This is a genomic window from Mesorhizobium sp. M0698, from assembly GCF_040320455.1.
Lineage (GTDB): Bacteria > Pseudomonadota > Alphaproteobacteria > Rhizobiales > Rhizobiaceae > Mesorhizobium.
Window position 1 is genome coordinate 346325 of sequence record NZ_JAMYPQ010000003.1, and the last position, 20783, is coordinate 367107.

Annotated in this window: 11 protein-coding genes, 1 tRNA gene and 2 pseudogenes; 6 read left to right on the forward strand and 8 right to left on the reverse strand. The window is 63.4% G+C overall.

Features of this window, described 5'->3' with window-relative positions; all coding sequences use genetic code 11:
* Positions 1 to 45: 45 nt before the first annotated feature.
* Complete coding sequence (locus NKI16_RS09365) at positions 46 to 753, forward strand: SDR family NAD(P)-dependent oxidoreductase (RefSeq protein WP_352625129.1); 708 nt, start codon at positions 46 to 48, stop codon at positions 751 to 753.
* 107 nt (positions 754 to 860) lie between these two features.
* Here NKI16_RS09365 and rpsA read toward each other — a convergent pair whose 3' ends face one another.
* The 4 genes and pseudogenes from rpsA to aroA form a co-directional block, all read right to left on the reverse strand.
* The gene (gene rpsA, locus NKI16_RS09370) at positions 861 to 2558 is read right to left on the reverse strand and encodes a 30S ribosomal protein S1 (RefSeq protein ID WP_023676278.1); all 1698 of its coding nucleotides are present in this window, start codon (positions 2556 to 2558) and stop codon (positions 861 to 863) included.
* Positions 2559 to 2763: 205 nt separating this feature from the next.
* Complete coding sequence (gene cmk, locus NKI16_RS09375; RefSeq protein WP_352625169.1) at positions 2764 to 3414, reverse strand: (d)CMP kinase; 651 nt, start codon at positions 3412 to 3414, stop codon at positions 2764 to 2766.
* A 30-nt stretch (positions 3415 to 3444) separates the two neighbouring features.
* Positions 3445 to 3723, reverse strand: a pseudogene (locus NKI16_RS09380) (DUF6881 domain-containing protein); the annotation flags it as partial.
* Entirely contained in the window at positions 3720 to 5078 is a 1359-nt protein-coding gene (gene aroA, locus NKI16_RS09385; RefSeq protein WP_352625131.1) for a 3-phosphoshikimate 1-carboxyvinyltransferase, read from the reverse strand. The gene aroA and the pseudogene NKI16_RS09380, both read right to left, overlap by 4 nt.
* A gap of 195 nt (positions 5079 to 5273) precedes the next feature.
* Between aroA and NKI16_RS09390 the strand changes: the two genes are divergently transcribed.
* Both NKI16_RS09390 and NKI16_RS09395 read left to right on the forward strand, forming a co-directional pair.
* Complete coding sequence (locus NKI16_RS09390; protein WP_023676282.1) at positions 5274 to 5663, forward strand: TIGR02300 family protein; 390 nt, start codon at positions 5274 to 5276, stop codon at positions 5661 to 5663.
* 163 nt (positions 5664 to 5826) lie between these two features.
* Positions 5827 to 5902: transfer RNA gene (locus tag NKI16_RS09395), tRNA-Ala, on the forward strand.
* Positions 5903 to 6126: 224 nt separating this feature from the next.
* Here NKI16_RS09395 and NKI16_RS09400 read toward each other — a convergent pair.
* On the reverse strand, positions 6127 to 6432 hold the full coding sequence (locus tag NKI16_RS09400) for a hypothetical protein (protein ID WP_352623313.1): 306 nt from the start codon (positions 6430 to 6432) through the stop codon (positions 6127 to 6129).
* Positions 6433 to 6718: 286 nt separating this feature from the next.
* Here NKI16_RS09400 and NKI16_RS09405 point away from each other — a divergent pair, with 286 nt between their 5' ends.
* From NKI16_RS09405 to NKI16_RS09415, 3 genes are all read left to right on the forward strand, one after another.
* A complete protein-coding gene (locus NKI16_RS09405) occupies positions 6719 to 12430 on the forward strand; it encodes a HAMP domain-containing protein (protein ID WP_352623319.1) in 5712 nt (1903 codons plus the stop codon).
* A gap of 10 nt (positions 12431 to 12440) precedes the next feature.
* The gene (locus NKI16_RS09410) at positions 12441 to 14549 is read left to right on the forward strand and encodes a PAS domain-containing hybrid sensor histidine kinase/response regulator (RefSeq protein WP_502896637.1); all 2109 of its coding nucleotides are present in this window, start codon (positions 12441 to 12443) and stop codon (positions 14547 to 14549) included.
* Between the two features lie 150 nt (positions 14550 to 14699).
* Positions 14700 to 16196, forward strand: a complete 1497-nt coding sequence (locus NKI16_RS09415) for a helicase HerA domain-containing protein (RefSeq protein WP_352568365.1) — start codon at positions 14700 to 14702, stop codon at positions 16194 to 16196.
* Positions 16197 to 16443: 247 nt separating this feature from the next.
* Here NKI16_RS09415 and NKI16_RS09420 read toward each other — a convergent pair whose 3' ends face one another.
* From NKI16_RS09420 to NKI16_RS09430, 3 genes and pseudogenes are all read right to left on the reverse strand, one after another.
* Complete coding sequence (locus NKI16_RS09420; RefSeq protein ID WP_352454712.1) at positions 16444 to 18948, reverse strand: adenylate/guanylate cyclase domain-containing protein; 2505 nt, start codon at positions 18946 to 18948, stop codon at positions 16444 to 16446.
* Between the two features lie 42 nt (positions 18949 to 18990).
* A complete protein-coding gene (locus NKI16_RS09425; RefSeq protein WP_352448431.1) occupies positions 18991 to 20085 on the reverse strand; it encodes a branched-chain amino acid ABC transporter substrate-binding protein in 1095 nt (364 codons plus the stop codon).
* A 242-nt stretch (positions 20086 to 20327) separates the two neighbouring features.
* Positions 20328 to 20684 (reverse strand): annotated as a pseudogene (locus tag NKI16_RS09430) (ABC transporter permease subunit); the annotation flags it as partial.
* Positions 20685 to 20783 lie beyond the last annotated feature (99 nt).

The window sequence follows — 20783 nt, forward strand, 5'->3', positions numbered from 1 at the left end:
CGCGACCTTCCGCATCGGCGGCGCGCAATGACGGAGCGGTCGAATATGACGGAAACACTGGACGGCAGACATATCGTGGTGACCGGCGGCACCGGTGCCCTTGGCGGCGCGGTCGTAGGAAAACTGCTGGAGCAGGGCGCGATCTGCCATGTGCCCAATGCCCACGCTGCCGCGCCTGCGCATTTTCCCTTTCCGGCGCATGACCGCGTCAGGCTGGCGCACAATGTCGACCTTGCCGACCCTGCCAAGGTCGACGCCTTCTATGCCAGCGTTCCAGATTTATGGGCATCGGTGCATCTTGCCGGCGGCTTCACCGCGGCGCCGGTCGAGAAGATCGAACCCGCCTCCTTCGCCGAGATGATGGACACCAATGCCCGCACCACCTTTCTGTGCTGCCGCGCGGCGATACGCTCGATGCTGGGATCTTCCGTGCCGGGCCGCATCGTCAATGTCACCGCGCGAGCCGGGCTCGATCCGCGGCGCGGCTCCGGCAAGGTGGCCTACGCCGCCGCCAAGGCGGCAGTCGCCGCGATGACTGTGGCGATGGCCGAAGAGCTGAAGGGCAACGGCATCCTGGTCAACGCCGTGGCGCCCTCGACGCTTGACACGCCGGCCAACCGGGCTGACATGCCGAACGCAGATTTCAGCAGATGGGTCAGCCTTGAAGCGGCCGCCGAGGCCATTGCCTATCTCGCCTCGCCGGCCAACATGGCGATCAGCGGCACGCTGGTGCCACTCTACGGCCGGGCCTGAGCCTGCGGCTCGTCACAAGCAAAAGGTCACAAGCAAAAGCCCCGCCGGATCGTTCCGGCGGGGCTTTTTTTGTTTCGTTTATAACCCGCGCGAGGCGCGGTGTTGGCTTAGCTGCCCTGCTTCTTCAGCGCGGCGCCAAGGATGTCGCCCAGCGAAGCGCCGGAGTCGGTCGAACCGTATTGGGCGACCGCTTCCTTCTCTTCGGCGATTTCCAGCGCCTTGATCGAGACCTGCAGCTTGCGGGTCTTCTTGTCGAAGGCGATGACGCGGGCGTCGACCTTCTGGCCGACGGTGAAGCGCTCGGGGCGCTGCTCGTCGCGGTCACGGCTGAGATCGGAGCGCTTGATGAAGGTCTCGATGCCGCTGTCGACCAGCCGCACTTCCAGACCGCCATCCTTCACGCCGATAACCTCGCAGGTGACGACTGCGTTCTTGCGCAGTTCGCCTGACGTCGCTGCTTCGCCGACCGTGTCCTTGGCCAGCTGCTTGATGCCGAGCGAGATGCGCTCCTTGTCTATGTCGACGTCGAGCACCTGCGCCTTGACCATGTCACCGCGATTGTACTCTTCGATCACCTGCTCGCCCGGACGGGTCCAGTCGAGGTCGGAAAGGTGGACCATGCCGTCGACGTCGCCTTCGAGGCCGATGAACAGGCCGAACTCGGTCTTGTTCTTGACCTCGCCCTCGACCTGGCTGCCGACCGGATGGCTGCGCGCGAAGGCCTCCCACGGGTTCTCCAGCGTCTGCTTGAGGCCGAGCGAGATACGGCGCTTGGCCGGATCGACTTCGAGCACCACCACGTCGACTTCCTGCGTCGTCGACAGGATCTTGCCGGGATGCACGTTCTTCTTGGTCCACGACATTTCCGAAACGTGGATGAGGCCTTCGATGCCCGGCTCCAGCTCGACGAACGCGCCGTAGTCGGTGATGTTGGTGACGGTACCCTTGATCTTCTTGCCGATCGGGAACTTGGTGCCGATCTCGGACCACGGGTCGCTCTCGAGCTGCTTCATGCCGAGCGAGATGCGGTGGGTTTCCTGGTTGATGCGGATGATCTGCACCTTGACCGTCTGGCCGATGTTGAGGATTTCGGTCGGATGGTTGACACGGCGCCAGGCCATGTCGGTGACGTGCAGCAGGCCGTCGATGCCGCCGAGGTCGACGAACGCACCATAGTCGGTGATGTTCTTGACGACGCCTTCGACCACCTGGCCTTCTTCGAGATTCTGCACGATTTCCGAACGCTGTTCGGCGCGGCTTTCCTCAAGCACGGTGCGGCGCGACACCACGATGTTGCCGCGGCGGCGATCCATCTTTAGGATCTCGAAGGGCTGCGGGTTGTGCATCAGCGGCGAGACGTCGCGGATCGGGCGGATATCGACCTGGCTCCGCGGCAGGAAAGCCACGGCGCCGTCGAGGTCGACGGTGAAGCCGCCCTTGACCTGGTTGAAGATGACGCCTTCGACGCGTTCGCCCTTGGTGAACTTCTCTTCGAGACGGACCCAGCTCTCTTCGCGGCGGGCCTTTTCGCGCGACAGCATGGCTTCGCCAAGCGCGTTCTCGATACGCTCGACATAGACCTCGACCGTGTCGCCGACCTTGAGCGTCGTGTCCTTGCCCTTGACGCCGAATTCCTTCAGCGGCACGCGGCCTTCGACCTTGAGGCCGACGTCGATGATGGCCATGTCCTTTTCAATGGCAGTGATGATGCCCTTGACGACCTGGCCTTCGCCGGAATGGCCGGCGGAAAATGATTCTTCGAGCAGGCTCGCGAAATCATCGCGAGTGGGATTTGCAACTGACATAGTTTCTCCTGGAATGCCCCGCAATCTGTCGCGGGGCGGGCGCCGTGGGTTAGCGTTGCGTTGGCCTGCCGGCGTTCCGGGCAAAAAGCCCTTGGCCGCCCTTGAGCGGCAATTCCGGCGCATGAAGAATGCTGGCAGGCTGGTTCATACCCGATATGGGAATTCTTGTTGTCGCCGGCAATCGGCGGCGGCAGGAAAACCCGGCTCAGGCTTCGTTTCTCTTGGCCAGGACGTTGTCGATGATCACCTGAGCTGCCAGAAACGCGGCCTCTATAGCCATTTCCGACGTGTCGAGCAAGTGCGCATCGGCCGCCGGCTTCAAGGGCGAGTCCATGCGGCCCATGTCGCGCTCGTCGCGGCGCACGATATCGGCAAGGATTTCATCGAAATTGGCAGTGCCGCCGATGCTCTCGATTTCGTCCAGCCGCCGCTTTGCCCGCACCTCGGCGCTGGCCGTGACATAGAGTTTTACGTCGGCATCGGGACAGACGACGGTGCCGATGTCGCGGCCGTCGAGCACCGCACCCGGCGGGGTTTTTGCAAAGTCGCGCTGCTTGTCGACCAGTATGCGCCGGACCGACGGGATGACAGCCACTTTCGAAGCCGCCTCGCCGACCGCGTGTGCCGAAAGCACGGCGCGGTCGAGCTTTGCCAGATCGACCTGACGAGCCGCGGTTTCAGCGGCCGAGACATTGTCGAGCGGCAGGCCGAGCCGGAGCAGCGCATGCGCCACCGCGCGATAGGTAAGGCCGGTGTCGAGCAGGTTCAGCCGATAGTGATCGGCCAGCCGCCGGGCAAGGGTGCCTTTGCCGGCACCGGCAGGTCCGTCGATGGCGATGGTGAAGGACGCCGTCATATGCCGTCGCGAGGCAAGCGCCTGCTGCCAACGCTTTTCAAACTCTGCCGCCGTGACTTCCACCGCCTCAAATACAGGATCAGCGTTGATCTCGTCGAGGTCCGGAAAAGGTTGGTCTGAGTTCGTTGTCCCGCCAACTTCGAGGTCCTCTGATCCATCTGGCGCGACGCCACGTGACGCAAAACCGACTGAACCGTCCCGATAGAACTCTATTGTTCTCGACTGATAGTTGTCGTCGGCAATCTCATACCAGAGATGAGATGGTTGCTCCGGCCGCTCGTGCTTCCAATGTACGCAGACATATTTCATTCAATCTCCGCACCGAGCCCCTTCATCAGGCCCATGAACTCCGGAAAACTCGTCGCGATCATCGCCTGGTCGTCGATGGTCACGGGCTTTTCCGTCGCCAGCCCCATCACCAGAAAACTCATGGCGATGCGGTGATCGAGATGGGTCTGGACGATGGTGCCCTGTCCGTTGGGATGCTGGCCGAGGCCCTTGCCGCCGGGTTTTCCGCGCACGACAAGCGAGGCCTCGCCTTCGCTGCAGTCCACGCCGTTGAGCTTCAGCCCTTCGGCCACTGCCGACAGCCGGTCGGATTCCTTCACGCGCAGCTCTTCCAGCCCGAGCATCAGCGTCTCGCCCTCGGCGAAGCTCGCCGCCACGGCAAGCACCGGATACTCGTCGATCATGGTCGGCGCCCGTTCGGGCGGCACGGTGACGCCTTTCAGCTCGGAGTAACGCACGCGCAGGTCGGCGACGTCTTCGCCGCCTTCATTGCGGCGCTCGAGAATGTCGATCCGGGCGCCCATTTCCTGCAGCGTCAGCAGAAGGCCTGTGCGGGTCGGGTTCATCAGCACGTTTTCGATGGTAATGTCCGAACCCGGCACGATCAGCGCCGCCACCAGCGGAAAGCCGGCCGAGGAGGGGTCGCCAGGCACCGCGATCGTCTGGCCGGTGAGCTTGCCCTGGCCTTCGATGAAAATGTGGCGCACGCCGCGCTCGTCGGTCTCGACCGACAGATTGGCGCCGAACCCCTTGAGCATCTTTTCGGTGTGGTCGCGCGTCATAACCGGCTCGATGACGGTGGTGATGCCCGGCGTGTTCAGCCCAGCCAGCAGCACCGCCGACTTGACTTGCGCCGATGCCATCGGCACGCGGTAGGTGATCGGCGCGGCGTGCTTGGGCCCGTGCATCGTGATCGGCATGCGGTCGCCGGGCGTCGCCTTCAGCACCTGCACGCCCATCTGGCGAAGCGGTTCGAGCACGCGGCCCATCGGCCGGCCCGACAGCGAGGCGTCGCCGATGAAGGTGGTTTCCATGTCATAGGTGCCGACCAGGCCCATGGTGAGGCGTGAGCCGGTGCCGGCATTGCCGAAGTCGAGCGCGCCTTCCGGCTGCAGCAGCGCGCCGTTGCCGGTACCGCGGATCACCCACTCAGCGCCATGCTTCTCGATATGAGCGCCCATCGCCTTCATGGCAGCGCCCGTACGCATCACGTCCTCGCCTTCCAGCAGCCCGGTGATGCGGGTTTCGCCGGAGGCCAGGCCACCGAACATGAACGAGCGGTGCGAGATCGACTTGTCGCCCGGCACCCGTGCCGCGCCTGAAAGGCCAGATGATTTGCGGGCGGTGGCCTGCTTCGGGGCGGCAGTGTGCGACATGGTTCTTTCCTGGAAACGCCGGCGGCCGGCCATTTTCTGCTGGTTTGCGGGGGTCTCCTATCATGGCGTACCGAAATGGTCATCCCCTTGGTATGAAGGCCTTCGAATTCAAGCTTTTTGGGACGCCGGCTTTTCGCTTTGACAGCGCCGTAAACTCTGGTTAAGGGGACCAAACTTTCATCGACGAGGCTTGCTGTGGCAAAACCCGAACTTGGCACCAAACGCATCGACCCGGAGACAGGTCGAAAATTCTATGACTTGAACAAGGACCCGATCGTCTCGCCTTACACGGGCAAGAGCTATCCGCGCTCCTATTTCGAGGAAGGCAAGATCGCCGCCCTCGAGGAGGAAGAGGAAGTTGCCGAGAAGGAAGTGGACGCCGAGGAGGAAGAGGGCGTCGAGGTCGTCTCGCTCGAAGAGGCGGACGAGGACGCGAAGGCCGACGAGCTTCCCGATCTCGGCGATGACGAAGACGACGTTGACCTTGGCGATGACGAGGATGACACGTTCCTCGCCGACGAGGAGGAAGAAGACGACGACGTTGCCGACATGATCGGCGTCGGCGAAGACGACGACGAAGTCTGAGCGAACCGCATTCGCCGGCTTTCGCGGCGCTGCCTAGAAAAAGCGGTTCTTGAAGGCTTGATATTGACTGAGGGCGGGGTTAGAAGCCGCCATCACTAACGGCGCGGTCTAGAACCCGCGCCGGATCTCTTCGCCGGAAACGGCGCCGGTGAACTGCCGGAGTGGGGCCATAGCTCAGTTGGGAGAGCGCTTGAATGGCATTCAAGAGGTCGTCGGTTCGATTCCGATTGGCTCCACCAGTTCTCTCCGCGAAAATCAGCAGAACGGCCGCCCGCCCGTCCGGGCTGGCCGTCGCAGAACCTAGCTGAGACTAGTGTAATCGGCCGCCCTACTTGGGCTCGCCGATCCATTCAGAAGTAGTGAGCCCGTGCCCGGTCTGTGCATTTTTCTGGCTGTGGTTTGAACCGCGAGCACCGGGACTCGACCAGGCAGCGGGCTGAAATGATCGCTGCGCAAAACTCCGTTACTTGTTGCAGTTCTGCATATCCGACGTCATAGCGCCGCTGGGGGTGTTGTTGTCGGTATCGATGCCCGCCGTATCCTTGCAGCGGTCCTCCATACCGTTTGTCTGCGGCGTGGTAGAGTTCGTTGCGTTCGGATCGATCGTGTTCGGGGTAGCTGCGCTGCCGGTCCCGGTGTTGCCGCCGGAAGTGCCTGTGTTGACGCCGGTATTGCCATCGGCGCTACCGGTCCCGGAGTCCATGGATTGTGCCATGGCAGATGTGGCCAGGCCGATAGCAAGTAGGGATGCAGAGAGAATTTTCATCATCTTAGTGTCTCCATCGAGTTGCATCGCTCTATCGCGATCTATACCAACGAGAGTTTTTTCGAGATGTTCCGTTGGGCAGAAATATTGATCGATACATCATTATGGATCTTTGTTGCTCGTCGTTTCGTGAATGCGGCTGCGAAATTCCTGCCGCATAGCGGCAATTTCGTCTGGAACCAAATCGAGCATGCCGCGTTCTTGCGCTTGCGGGGAGTTGTGTCGGCCGCAGGGGACAGTTTCACCAGGACATTCAAGAAATCCGTGAGCTGGGAGGGGCGCTGTGAGCGTGCTTGCATCCACAAGGCAATTGGACCACCGTCAAATACTGAACGCGCTGAAGGCTTTTCGGAGCGGTGATTTCTCCGTTCGTATCGACAATGTCTACGCCGGCCTTGATTCCGAGATCGCCGACACCTTCAACGAAATCGTAGAACTCAACGATCAGGTCACGCGCGAGTTCGAACGCCTCAGCAAGGTCGTCGGCAAGGATGGCCGGATCGGCGAACGCGGCCGTGTCCGCAACGCCACCGGCAGCTGGGAATCGAGCGTCCGTTCCGTCAACGATCTGATCGAGGACATGGTTCAGCCGACGGCCGAAGTGGCGCGCGTCATCGGCGCGGTGGCCAAGGGTGACCTGTCGCAGACGATGATGGTCGAAATCGACGGCCGGCAGCTGCGCGGCGAGTTTCTGCGAATCGGCAAGATCGTCAACACCATGGTCGGGCAACTGGCCTCCTTCGCCTCGGAAGTGACGCGCGTGGCGCGCGAGGTCGGCACCGAAGGCAAGCTCGGCGGCCAGGCCCGCGTGAAAGGTGTGGCCGGGACCTGGAAGGACCTGACCGACAACGTCAACGCGATGGCGACGAACCTGACCGGGCAGGTGCGCAACATCGCCGAGGTGACGACCGCCGTCGCTTCCGGCGACCTGTCGAAGAAGATTACCGTCGACGTGAAGGGCGAAATCCTCGAACTCAAGAACACCATCAACACGATGGTCGACCAGCTCAATTCCTTCGCCTCGGAAGTGACGCGCGTCGCGCGCGAAGTCGGTACAGAAGGCAAGCTCGGCGGCCAGGCGCGCGTCGAAGGTGTCGGCGGCACCTGGAAGGACCTGACCGACAACGTCAACCTGATGGCCGAGAACCTGACCGGCCAGGTGCGCAATATAGCCGAGGTGACGACGGCTGTGGCGCTGGGCGACCTGTCGAAGAAGATCACCGTCGACGTCAAGGGCGAGATCCTCGAGCTGAAATCGACTATCAACACCATGGTCGACCAGCTGAATTCATTTGCCGGCGAGGTGACGCGCGTCGCCCGCGAGGTCGGCACCGAGGGCAAGCTCGGCGGCCAGGCTCAGGTGCGCGGCGTTGCCGGCACCTGGAAGGACCTGACCGACAACGTCAATTCGATGGCCGAGAACCTGACCGGCCAGGTGCGCAACATCGCCGAGGTGACGACTGCGGTCGCTTCGGGCGACCTGTCGAAGAAGATCACTGTCGCCGTGCAAGGCGAAATCCTCGAGCTCAAGGACACCATCAACACGATGGTCGACCAGCTCAATTCCTTCGCTTCGGAAGTGACGCGTGTGGCGCGCGAGGTCGGAACCGAAGGCAAGCTCGGCGGCCAGGCCGAGGTGAAAGGGGTCGGCGGCACCTGGAAAGACCTGACCGATAACGTCAACCTGATGGCCGCCAATCTGACCGGCCAGGTCCGCAACATCGCCGAGGTGACGACCGCCGTTGCCCGCGGCGACCTGTCGAAGAAGATCACCGTCGACGTCAAGGGCGAAATCCTGGAGCTCAAGGATACCGTCAACACGATGGTCGACCAGCTTAATTCCTTCGCCTCGGAAGTGACGCGTGTGGCGCGCGAAGTGGGGTCGGAAGGCAAGCTCGGCGGCCAGGCGCATGTCGAGGGTGTCGGCGGCACCTGGAAGGATCTGACCGACAACGTCAACGCCATGGCCGGCAATCTGACCGTGCAGTTGCGCGACGTCTCCAAGGTGGCGACGGCAATTGCGACCGGCGATTTGACCCAGAAGATCACCGTCGATGCGCTGGGCGAGATCCTGCAGATCAAGGACGTCATCAACACGATGGTCGACCAGCTGAATTCCTTCGCCTCCGAGGTGACGCGCGTGGCGCGCGAGGTCGGTTCGGACGGCAAGCTCGGCGGCCAGGCGCAGGTGCGCGGCGTTGCCGGCACCTGGAAAGACTTGACCGACAATGTCAATGCGATGGCTGCCAACCTGACCGGCCAGGTGCGCAACATCGCCGAGGTGACGACGGCAGTGGCGCTGGGCGACCTGTCGAAGAAGATCACGGTCGATGTGCGCGGCGAGATCCTCGAGCTCAAGGACACCATCAATACGATGGTCGACCAGCTGAATTCCTTTGCCTCGGAGGTGACGCGCGTTGCGCGCGAGGTCGGCACCGAAGGCAAGCTCGGCGGCCAGGCGCAGGTGCGCGGCGTTGCCGGCACCTGGAAGGATCTGACCGACAATGTGAATTCGATGGCCGAGAACCTGACCGGCCAGGTCCGCAACATCGCCGAGGTGACCACCGCTGTGGCGCGCGGCGACCTGTCGAAGAAGATCACCGTCGACGTCAAGGGCGAGATCCTGGAGCTGAAATCGACGATCAACACCATGGTCGACCAGCTGAACTCCTTTGCCGGCGAAGTGACGCGTGTCGCCCGCGAGGTCGGCACCGAGGGCAAGCTCGGCGGCCAGGCGCGGGTCGAGGGCGTTGCCGGCACCTGGAAGGACCTGACCGACAACGTCAATCTAATGGCGACGAACCTGACCAACCAGGTGCGCGGCATCGCCGATGTCGTGACCGCGGTCGCGCAAGGCAATCTCAAGCGCAAGCTGACGGTCGACGCCAAGGGCGAGATCGCTTCGCTCGCCGACACCATCAACGGCATGATCGAGACGCTGGCGACCTTCGCCGACCAGGTGACCAACGTCGCCCGCGAGGTGGGCATCGAAGGCAAGCTCGGCGGCCAGGCCCGGGTGCCCGGCGCTGCCGGCCTTTGGCGTGACCTGACCGACAACGTCAATCAGCTGGCGGCCAACCTGACCACCCAGGTGCGCGCCATCGCCGAGGTGTCGACGGCGGTGACCAAGGGCGATCTGACCCGCTCGATCAGCGTCCAGGCCTCCGGCGAGGTGGCGGCGCTGAAAGACAACATCAACGAGATGATCCGCAATTTGAAGGACCAGACGCTGAAGAATGCCGAGCAGGACTGGCTGAAGACCAATCTCGCCCGCTTCTCGCGCATGCTGCAGGGCGAGCGCGACCTGGCCACGATCTCGCGCCTCATCATGTCCGAACTCGCCCCGCTGGTGAATGCGCAATATGGCGTGTTCTACGTGACCAACCGCGACGAGGATGAATTCTATCTGGAGCTCGCCGCCTCCTATGGCGCCGAAAGCAAGGCGGAGATCAAGCAACGCCTCGATCTGCGCGAAGGCCTTGTCGGGCAGAGTGCCGCCGACAAGCGCGCCATCATGCTGGACAATGTGCCGCCGAATTTCCTGCGCGTTACCTCCGGCCTTGGCAATGCCGCGCCGGCGAACGTGATCATTCTTCCGGCTCTGTTCGAAGACGAGGTGAAGGCCGTCATCGAACTCGCCTCGTTCAGCGAATTCCGCGACACGCACCAGTCGTTCCTCAACCAGCTGATGGAATCCGTCGGCATCGTTCTCAACACCATCGCCGCCACCATGCGCACCGAAGGCCTGCTCAAGCAGTCGCAGCTGCTGACCTCGGAATTGCAGGCGCGTCAGACCGAACTGACCAAGAAGCAGGAGGAGCTGCACGCCACCAATGAGGAGCTGCAGGAAAAGGCGCAGCTGCTCGAGAACGAAAAGAAGCAGGTGGAGAACAAGAACCTGGAAATCGAGATGGCGCGGCGGGCGCTGGAGGAGAAGGCCGAGCAGCTGGCGCTTACCTCGAAATACAAGTCGGAATTCCTCGCCAATATGAGCCACGAACTGCGCACGCCGCTGAACTCGCTGCTCATCCTTTCAAACCTGCTCGCAACCAACCAGCAGGGCAATCTCAACGACAAGCAGGTCGAGTTCGCGCGCACCATCAATTCGGCCGGCACCGACCTCTTGAGCCTCATCAACGACATCCTCGACCTGTCGAAGATCGAATCGGGCACCGTCTCGATCGATATCAACGATATGCCCGTGGTGCATCTTCGCCAGCATATGGAGCGAACCTTCCGGCAGCTGGCGACCGACAAGGGACTTGGCTTCACCATCAATGTCGACCCCGAGCTGCCGGAGACCGTCCGCACCGACGAGAAGCGGTTGCAGCAAATCGTGCTCAACCTTTTGTCGAACGCGTTCAAGTTCACCTCGCAAGGCGAGGTCCGCTTGAATTTCCGGGCCGAAACGACGGGCCGTCACAACGGCTCGGCGCAACCGATGGAGGCGCTCGCGATCGTGGTCAGCGATACCGGCATCGGTATTCCGCAAGACAAGCAGAAGCTGATTTTCGAGGCCTTCCAGCAGGCCGACGGCACCACCAGCCGCAAATATGGCGGCACCGGGCTTGGGCTCTCGATCAGCCGGGAGATTGCCCGGCTGCTCGGCGGCGAATTGCGGGTCGAGAGCACGCCGGGCAAGGGTTCGACGTTCACTCTGGTCATTCCATTCGACGGACCCCGGATGGCCTTGGCCCCGCAAGCGGCGTTGCTGCCGGCGATGGAGGTGGCCGCGACGACAGCGCAGCCGAGCCCGCCGTCCTCCGAATTGCTCGATGACCGCGACATGATCTCGTCTGAAGATCGGGTCGTGCTGATCGTCGAGGACGACCCGACCTTCGGCGGTTTGCTGCTCGGCCTTGCACGTTCGGCCGGGCTGAAAGGCGTCCTGTCGACCGCGGGCTCCGGCACGCTGGCTTTGGCACGCAAGCTGGTTCCCGACGCGATTACGCTCGATCTCGGACTATCGGATATCGACGGCTGGGTGTTGTTCGATCTGCTTCGCCATGACCCGAAAACCAAGGACATTCCCGTTCATGTCATCTCGGGCGCCGAAGACATCGAGGTGCTTGCCCGCAAGGGTGCATCCAGCATTTCAACCAAGCCCGTATCGTCGGACGAACTGATGAAGGTCTTCCAGGATATTCATTCCAGAAAGCTCCGCGTCCAGAGCCGCGTCCTGATTGCCGATCCCGATCCCGAGCGCCGCCTTTCGCTGATCGAGGCGATCCGCGACGGCGTCACCTCGGTTACGGCGATCGGCCGCGTCGCGGCGAATGCGGACGAAATCGGCATCGCCAACTATGATGCCGTTGTGCTCGGCTTTGGCCGCTCGGCCAAGGACAACGCCCAGATGCTGGATGAGATTGCCGTCCTGTTCGGGCAGTCGGTGTCGCGACTGCTGTTCTTTGCGCCTCATCCGGAAGCGCTGCAACAGTCGCTCGCCTTGCATCCGGCATTGGCGGATGTTCCGCGGGCGGAGAATTTCGCGCAGCTGGCTCTCCTGATGTCGGCAACACTCCCCGGGCGAGGCCACGAAAACGATGGTGCGGCAGCCGAACAGCCGGACAAATTCGACCTCGCCGGCGCAAAGGTCCTCATCGTCGACGACGACATCCGCAACATCTATTCGCTTACTAGCGTTCTCGAGACCTATGACATCCAGGTGCTGCATGCGGAGCGCGGCCGGGAAGGTATCGCGCTTCTGGAGCAGAGCCCGGACATCGATGCGGCACTGATCGATATCATGATGCCGGAAATGGATGGCTACGAGACGATGCGGCAGATCCGCAGCATGCCGGCGATCGCCCATATCCCATTGATCTCGGTCACAGCCAAGGCAATGAAGGGCGACCGGCAGAAGTGCCTCGACGCCGGCGCCTCCGACTACATCGCCAAGCCTGTCGACCTCGATCTGCTGTTGGCATTGCTGCGTGTCTGGATCGGCCGTTCGCGATCCCGTGTCCATGGTCCGGAAAAGACGCTCATGGCAGTGAACTGACGGCCGCTCGATGCAGAAGCTGTCGAGAAACGGAGCAAGGAAGCTGGAGGTCATGGCGCCGGCAGCGGGGCCGGCAAAGGCGCGCATCCTGGCCGTGGATGACGACGAGCGCAATCTGCTGGCGATCGGCGAGGTTCTGGCCCCTATCGGTGAAGTCGTCTGCGTGCAGTCGGGCGAAGAGGCGTTGCGCGCACTGCTGAAGGAGGATTTCGCAGTCATCCTGCTGGACGTGCTGATGCCCCGGCTGGATGGCTACGAGACCGCGGGATTGATCCGCCAGCGCGAGCAATCCAGGCGAACGCCGATAATTTTTCTCACCGCCATCAACAAGGAAGACGCGCACATGCTGCGCGGCTACGACGCCGGCGCGGTGGATTACGTGTTCAAGCCTTTCGACCCGGCCATGCTGCGTTCCAAGGTTGCCGTGTTCGTCGAACTTCATGAGAAGACGCTCGAAATCCAGCAAAAGGCGGCTGCCGAGCAACGGCTGCTGGCCCAGGCACTGCAGGCGCAGAAGGAAAAGCTCGAGGCCGAGCGGGCGCTGCGCAGCGCACAGGAGCGGCAGCATGCCATTTTGAGCTCTCTTCCGGTCTGCTTCCACGCAAGGGCGGCGGAGCCGCCGTTCGGCGCCAGCTTTGTCACCGAAGGGGTCGAACGCCTGACCGGCTTTCCTGCGGAACGGCTGACCGCCGATCCAGGCTTCGGCCTGAGCCGCGTTCATCCCGACGATCTGCCGAGAGTGAGGGAGGTCCTGCTCGCAGCCAAGGCCACCGGCTCCTACACCTGCGAATTCCGCTGGCAATGCGCCGACGGCAATTACCGGATTTTTCTCGACCAGGGCGTCCTGTCGAATGGCTCCGACGGCCGGAACCCCGAGATCCTCGGCACATTGCTGGACGTTACCGAGCGGCGCGAGCTTGAGGACCAGCTGCTGCAGTCGCAGCGCCTCGACGCGATCGGCAAGCTTACCGGCGGCCTGGCGCATGATTTCAACAATCTGCTTGCCGCAATTCTCAGCGGATTGGGATTGCTCGAGCGCCATGCCGAGTTCGACGGACAGACCAGGCAGGTTCTGGAACTGACACGCCGGTCGGCAAAACAAGGCGCCGAGCTCGTCAACCGCATGCTTGCCTTCTCGCGCCGCCAGACGCTGCGGCCGCAGGCCGTGCGCCTCGCCGCGCTCGGCGATACAATGAACGGGTTGGTGGCCCCGGTCCTGGGCGGCCTGATCCGTTTCGATTGGCTTGTCGACGACACTGTGTGGCCGGCGCATGTCGATGCCAGCCAGCTGGAGCTCGCGCTGATGAACCTGGTCTTCAACGCGCGCGATGCCATGCCGTCCGGCGGCACGATAATCGTGGAGGCGCAAAATCGAACGCTAGGCAGTGCAGCCGAGGATATTTCGGCGGGCGACTATGTCGTGGTCACGGTCAAGGACACGGGGTCGGGCATACCGGCTGACATTCTCGCCAAGGTCGTAGAACCGTTCTTCACCACAAAACCGGTCGGCAAAGGCACTGGCCTCGGTCTGAGCACGGTGCATGGTTTCGTCAAGCAATCGGGCGGCACGCTTCGCATTGAAAGCACCGTCGGCAGTGGAACATCCGTCCAGCTCTGGCTGCCGCGTTCAATCGAGCGCCCGGTGGAAATCGCCGAGAAGTCCGATGCCGACGACAGCGTCGGGAATGCCGGCGAGGACTATCCATCGGTCCTGCTGATCGACGACAGCAATGTACTACGGGAACTGACGGCGCAATCGCTTCGCCAACACGGCTTTGCGGTTACCTGTGCCGGGGGCGGTGCCGAAGCGCTGGCGATGATCGAGCGGGCGCCGTACGATTTCGATGTCATCGTCACCGATTTTGCCATGCCGCTCGTCTCGGGCCTGGAGGTCATTCGGTTCGCCCGGAATCTGCGGTCCGATTGGCCGGCGGTGATGATAACGGGATATGCCGATGCCGACGCGATCGCCGACCGGCCCCCCGACGTGCCGCTGCTCGGCAAACCGCTGCGCGAAAAGGACCTGATGGAGAGCATTCTTGCGGCGGCCGCGCGCGCCGGCTCGCAGAAAGCCAGGCAGGCCCAGCCGGTGAAAGGCGGGTACCGGTTTTCGACCTGAAGAGACAAGCCTTATCGAATCGAAACGGTACGTTCCGTATCCTCGATCGTCCGCGACATCCAGCCTGTGCGCAACACGGAGCGCCGGCCATGGCGCGCTCGACGGGCTGTGATGCGGTTGATAAGCCCTCTCCGCAAGGAGAGTCGAGACATGACCGTTGCGATCGAGATGGGCCAGACGAGCGCAGGCGCCCCGGCGGCGCTGGATCTTGAGGAACTGCTGGCGACGCGGCTTCTGGTGCAGGGCAATTCGGGCTCCGGCAAGTCCCACCTGCTGCGCCGGCTCTTGGAGCAGAGCGCGCCCTGGGTGCAGCAGACCATCATCGACCCCGAAGGCGACTTCGTGACGCTGGGCGACCGTTTTGGCCATCTGGTGATCGACGCCGAGGAGCATACCGAGCGCGGCCTGCAGAGCGCCGGCGAGCGGGCGCGCATCCACCGCGTCTCCACGGTGCTCAATCTCGAGGGGCTCGACGCCGAGAACCAGATGCGGCGCGCCGCCGCCTTCCTCGGCGGGCTTTTCGAGGTCGCCCGCGACCACTGGTACCCGATGCTGGTGGTGGTGGACGAGGCGCAGCTGTTCGCGCCGGCCGTCGCCGGCGAGGTTTCGGACGAGGCGCGCAAGCTCTCGCTCGGCGCCATGACCAATCTGATGTGCCGTGGCCGCAAACGCGGGCTGGCCGGGATCATCGCCACCCAGCGGCTGGCCAAGCTTGCCAAGAACGTCGCCGCCGAGGCTTCCAATTTCCTCATGGGCCGGACTTTTCTCGATATCGACATGGCGCGCGCCGCCGACCTTCTCGGCATGGAGCGGCGCCAGGCCGAGGCCTTTCGCGACCTCGAGCGCGGGCAATTCATGGCGCTCGGCCCGGCGCTGTCGCGCCGTCCGCTCGGCTTGCGCATCGGCCCGACAGATACAAGCCCGCGCAACGCGACCCCGCGCCTGATGCCGCTGCCGGAATCGGCGTTGGAGGATGCCCGTGCGATCATCCTGGCGGCCCCGCCGCCGGAAACCGTCCGGCCGCAGCGCCGCTCGTCGCCGGATCTACTCGATCAGCTGATGGCGGCGAAGTCGGCGGCGCTGGAAATCCGCCCGGAAGCAGCGGAGGCGCAAATCAGCGCCGAGGATTTGGCGGAGCGGCGCGAGCGCGTCGACCGGGTGCTGCGCGCCGTGCTGGCGCAACCCGATGCCGGCTTCCGGGTCATCGGCGTGCTTTATCAGGAGTTCGTGGTCCGCTGCCGCATCGAGGGCCTCGCCTCGGTCGTGCCGGACCTGCCCGAGTTCCGCCGCATGCTGACCCGCGCCCGCGCCGGCCTCGGCTCCGACATGGCGGGCGACGACGCCTGGCAGGACGTCTCGGCGCGCGCCTCGCTGCTGCCCGAGGACATGCAAGGCGTGTTCATGATGATCGCTCGCGCCGCCAAGGAGGGCTGGCCCTGCCCGAGCGACGCGGCAATCGCCCGCGCCTACGGCTCGCACTCGCTGCGCCGCGCCCGGCGCCTGCTGACCTATATCGAGGAGCAGGGGCTGATCGTATGCCAGCTCGACGGAGCCGGCCGGCGGACGGTGACGCTGGTGGAGCTCGCCTGGGCAACGGCACCGGGGGATCCCAATGCGGAGGAGGCGGAGCAGGGGAGTTTGGTGTGATGGGGGGACGAACTCACACTGAGAAAGCACCGCTCATCAGGCAGGGGCTAAGTCTGTTTTGCGCCATATCCGGACCTTGCCAGTGATGCCGTGAATGTTAAGTCTCGGCTCCGATGCGGACGTTCCGCCCGAGTTCGAAGACTGACCGCGACCGTTCTGCGGCCTTCGCATCGATAGCGCCAATGAGCGGCGTCCCACATCCCACTCCTTGTGTCCATTGGGAGGGGTCGTTGTGGACCAAGCCCTACTACCCAGGCTTGTGACGAAGCCGATCCAGCGCGTCTCGAAGTGCATTGGCGGCATCGCCACGCTCGTCAGGGGACATCAGCTCCGGTTCAAGTTCCAACCTGAAGTGCGGCAGCTCGGTTCGAACAGCACGACGAGCGGCCGCCAGATTGGCCTTCAGATCGATGACGCGGTAGGTGGCGACGGGATAGGCGATCCCCTTGACCTGGACTTGCCCCAGTTCCTCACAGTCGATTGCGTCCTTCACTTGCGCAAACGTCTCGTAGGAAATGAGGATGGCCCCCGGCGGCGCCTCCTGCTCCAGGCGCGAGGCGAGATTCACGGCGCCGCCGATTATCGTGTAGTCCATCCGGTCCTCGCTGCCGAAGTTACCGACGGTGCAGTAGTCGGTATGGATGCCGATGCGACAGCGCAGCGGTGTTTCGATCCCCATGTCCCGCCAGACTTCGGCAAGCTCGCTAATCCGCTTTTGCATTGCAAGTGCCATCTGCGCGCAAGCCAGCGCGTCCTCCTTGACGCCGCGAGTCTCGGGATCGCCGAAAAACATCAGGATCGCGTCGCCGACATATTTGTCGATCGTCGCGCCGTGATCCGAAGCAATTTTCGACATTTCCGTCAGATAGTGATTGAGGAGTTGGGTGAGATCCTCGGATTCCATTTTGTCAGTGGTCTCGGTAAAGCCGGCGATATCGGAGAAGCATATTGTCAGTTTCTTCCGCTGGCTGGCGATCCTGACCTCCTGGCGGCCGGTGAATATCGAGCGATACACCTGGGGCGCCAGATACTTCGCCAGCTTGCTGGAAAGCGCCTCCAGAACCACGGATTTCTCGGCGAGGTTCTCCTCCCTTTGCTTCAGCTCAGTGATGTCCGAATAGACGGCGACCGTGCCGCCGGCGCTGATCCGCCGCTCGCTGACCATGACCCATCGCCCGTCGCCTCGCCTCTGCACCCAAGGTTCGCCAGGGTTGCGGTGCCGCGAGAGGCGCTCGGCGACCCACTCCTCGACCCGCCCCTCGGCGTCCCTGATGTAGCCGCGCTCAGCGGATCGGCGAATGATTTGCTCGAATGTCGTGCCGGGCGTCAGTTCGGTCTCCAGACCGGTGTAGAGCAATTCGCGGTAGCGGCTGTTGCTGAGGACGAGCCGGTCCTCCCAGTCGTACAGAGCGAATCCTTCGGAGATGCTTTCGATGGCATCGATGAGCCGCTGACGAGCTTCCGCAACGTCGCGCAGGTTCTTTTCCTCGACCTCGACAGCAGTATCCCGGAAGAGTCTCAGCGCTTCGGCCATGCGCCCGATTTCGTCGCTGCCCGCGGCTGGCAGCGGCGCACGAAGATTGCCCCCCGCAATCGCGAGCATGCCTTGGCTCACGGCCCCCAGTCGGGCGAGGAGGCTGCGGTCGACATAGAGCCAGACAACCAGAACCGAACTCAGGAGGCTGAGAAAGGCGGAGCCGAGTACAACCGCGGTGCCGTAGCGCTGGACGAGCGCGGCTTCGCGACCGGACGCAGCGATCTCCTGATCTGCCGTGGCGACCAGGCGATCGACGCCAGCGGTGAGATTGCGCGACAGTCGATTGTTCTCGGCCAGAAGCCTTTCGCCCTGTGCCAGGACAGCAAACTCGTCCTCCCGCACCTTGGGGATGCTGTCCTCGCCGTCGGTCAAACCCCTGAACTCGTCAACACGCTGCCGGAAGCGGGTCCGCAGCTTTTCGTCGATCTCCGTGGAAACCTTTTCAAGAGCAGTGAGCGAACGGCGTAGCGGAAAAAGGATCAACGCCAGGTCGCCCGGCGTCGGCGCGTTCGCGACCTTCACCAGCGCGTCGTTGACCGCCGAGATCTCCAGCTGCGCCTTCTGCTGGGGAATGTAAGCCGCAATCGCCTGGACCAGGTCGGCCATCGCCGCTGCGCGTCGATCGGGCGACAGCGACGTGTCGGCCGCGACCGCCCGCCATTGCGGGAGCCTGGAATCCATTACTAGGATGCCGGTGGCCACAAGGCGCTGGCTTCCGGTCGTCGTCGCGGCGAGGCGGTTCAGGAGCTCCTCCTTGCGGGCGACCACGTCGAGCCGGGCGACAACAAGAGAGTCGAGCTCCTTCAGGTTGCGCCTCAGAACAATCGCGGCTTCCTCGATCTCGGCCAAAGGCACTGTGCCCAACGTGGCATCCCGGAGGTCCGTGCGCAGGGCCTCGAGGCGGGACATCTCGAGCGCGACGGCAGCCGAGACCTCGCTGTGCTGAGCCCTGCTTGTCGCTGCCAGCACCGATGGCGCGGCAGCAGCGACCCGTTCGGCCTGGCGCGACAGCTGGAGGGAGGCGAGCGCCGACGGCACTCGATCCGTGGTAATTCGGTCCACGACGTCGCCAACCTGGAGGAAGGCATAAAGCGCCGCAGCGGTTGCCAGCACCGCAAGGGCGCTGATCCCGAAAAAGGCGAGCAACAGCCGGCCGCGTATGCCGAGGCGTTCAAGCTCGGCGAGTCGGAACAGTCCGGCCACACTGGTCTGCATCAGACTAGACATCTCAGCCGGCACGCCGGCGATCAGCGAACCCTATTCAACCGGCACGTACTCTCCGCCGCGCCAGACGTACCAAACCCAACTCTGCTTCGTGAGGTCGCCCTTGTCGTCGAAATCGACCCGGCCGATGACGGTGTCGAATTCCTGTTCGTGCAGTGCCGCAATGATGGCCTTCTGCTCCAGCGAACCTGCCTTCGAGACTGCCTGGGCCCAAACCTGGACCGCGCAGTAGCTCAACAGCGTGTAGCCCGCGGGTTCGAAATTCTCCGCACGGAACTGCTCAACGACCGCGGCCGCTTCGGGGCTTCGCCTCGGGTCCGCCGGGAACGTGAAGAGGGTCCCCTCCGCCGCGGGGCCGGCGATCAGGGCAAATTCCTCGGTCGCCAAAGCATCTCCGGATATGAGCTGAACCGTGTAGCCACTGTCGTGTGCAGCGCGAGCAATCAGCGCAACCTCGGCATGATACCCACCCACATATAAGGCGGAGACGCCGGCGGTCTGCAACGTAGCGACCTCGGCCGAATAGTCGTCCTTCCCGGGAATGTATGCGTCGTAAACGGCCTCAGTCACGCCCCGCTTGTTCAGCTGCTTCCTGGTCTCGTCGGCGAGACCCTTCCCATAGGTCGAATTGTCGTGGAGGATCGCAATCTTCTTGTTGCCCCAGCGATCGGCAAGGTAGTTGCCGGCGATGAAACCTTGCGCGTCGTCGCGGCCAATGGTGCGAAAGACATTGGCACGGCCCTGTTCGGTCAGCTGCGGATTGGTCGAGCCTGGGGATATCTCAACGACGCCTGCCTCCTCGTACACTTTTGATGCGGGGATCGAGGCCCCGGAGCAATAATGCCCGACGACGAGCACGACCCCGTCAGCCACCAGCTTCTTGGCGGCCGCCACAGCTTGCTCGGGATCGCAGAAGTCGTCGACCGAGATGAGCCTCACCTTCTGGCCGAGCACGCCGCCCGCCGTGTTGACGTCGGCCACTGCCATCTCCGCGCCGCGCTGTCCCTGCTCGCCGATCCAGGCGAGCCGTCCCGTCATCGCAGCCGAGACGCCGATCAGCACCTCCGCCCGCGCGGAGCTGAACACGGCCGCGAGAACTAAGATCGCTATGGCGATGATGCGGTGCATGTGTGCACCCCCTTAACTGTAGCTTACGCCAATCCCGTCAAAGCCGACAGCCCCTTCGGCAAGCGCGACTGTCTCGGGCTGCTATTGCAGCGCACACCCAATTTGGCGAAGCAAGCATACACTGGAATGGCGTGTCATAACTTCGTTCGCTGAGGTCGGAATCGCGCGCCAAATCCGGACGTTACCACTGACCGGAGTGAGCGTCGTGATTGGGTCAAAGCAGCCCCCGCCTCAGCTTCCCCCTATCTCTCCTCCACAATCCGCAAATAGGCCGCCGTCACAAACAGCACGATTAACCCAAACAATATCCACCACGCCCCTTCCGGCATCTGCAAAATCGTCAGCAGCGTCGTCAGCGCGGTAGGGATCAGCGCCGTTGATTGTGCCGGTGCAGCCGCCGCGGCCGCCGAAGATCGAGGTGCCGCCGACGACGGCGGCGGCCACCCAAGGCAGCACCAGCGGGTCGGCGAGCGACGGCCTTGATCAGGCCGATGTAGTGCAGTGCCGACGAGCACGCTCGAGATAACGTAGAGCGCGGTGATCACCTGCCAGCAGCGTACGCCGGACAGGCGCGTTGCCCGTTCGTTGTCGCCGACCGCCCCAGCACCACCGCCGCGACGCTGGCCGTCGCGTCCAATTCCTCAGGCGGCGCCTGGACGCCGGCTTTGTTTCCGTGAATCTCGCGATGCCGCATTGCA

Excerpts from the sequence above, each read along its gene's own strand:
- NKI16_RS09365 (WP_352625129.1), top strand. The coding sequence starts at position 46 with ATGACGGAAACACTGGACGGCAGACATATCGTGGTGACCGGCGGCACC.
- rpsA (WP_023676278.1), bottom strand. The coding sequence starts at position 2,558 with ATGTCAGTTGCAAATCCCACTCGCGATGATTTCGCGAGCCTGCTCGAA.
- cmk (WP_352625169.1), bottom strand. The coding sequence starts at position 3,414 with ATGACGGCGTCCTTCACCATCGCCATCGACGGACCTGCCGGTGCCGGC.
- aroA (WP_352625131.1), bottom strand. The coding sequence starts at position 5,078 with ATGTCGCACACTGCCGCCCCGAAGCAGGCCACCGCCCGCAAATCATCT.
- NKI16_RS09400 (WP_352623313.1), bottom strand. The coding sequence starts at position 6,432 with ATGATGAAAATTCTCTCTGCATCCCTACTTGCTATCGGCCTGGCCACA.
- NKI16_RS09410 (WP_502896637.1), top strand. The coding sequence starts at position 12,441 with ATGCAGAAGCTGTCGAGAAACGGAGCAAGGAAGCTGGAGGTCATGGCG.
- NKI16_RS09415 (WP_352568365.1), top strand. The coding sequence starts at position 14,700 with ATGACCGTTGCGATCGAGATGGGCCAGACGAGCGCAGGCGCCCCGGCG.
- NKI16_RS09420 (WP_352454712.1), bottom strand. The coding sequence starts at position 18,948 with ATGCAGACCAGTGTGGCCGGACTGTTCCGACTCGCCGAGCTTGAACGC.
- NKI16_RS09425 (WP_352448431.1), bottom strand. The coding sequence starts at position 20,085 with ATGCACCGCATCATCGCCATAGCGATCTTAGTTCTCGCGGCCGTGTTC.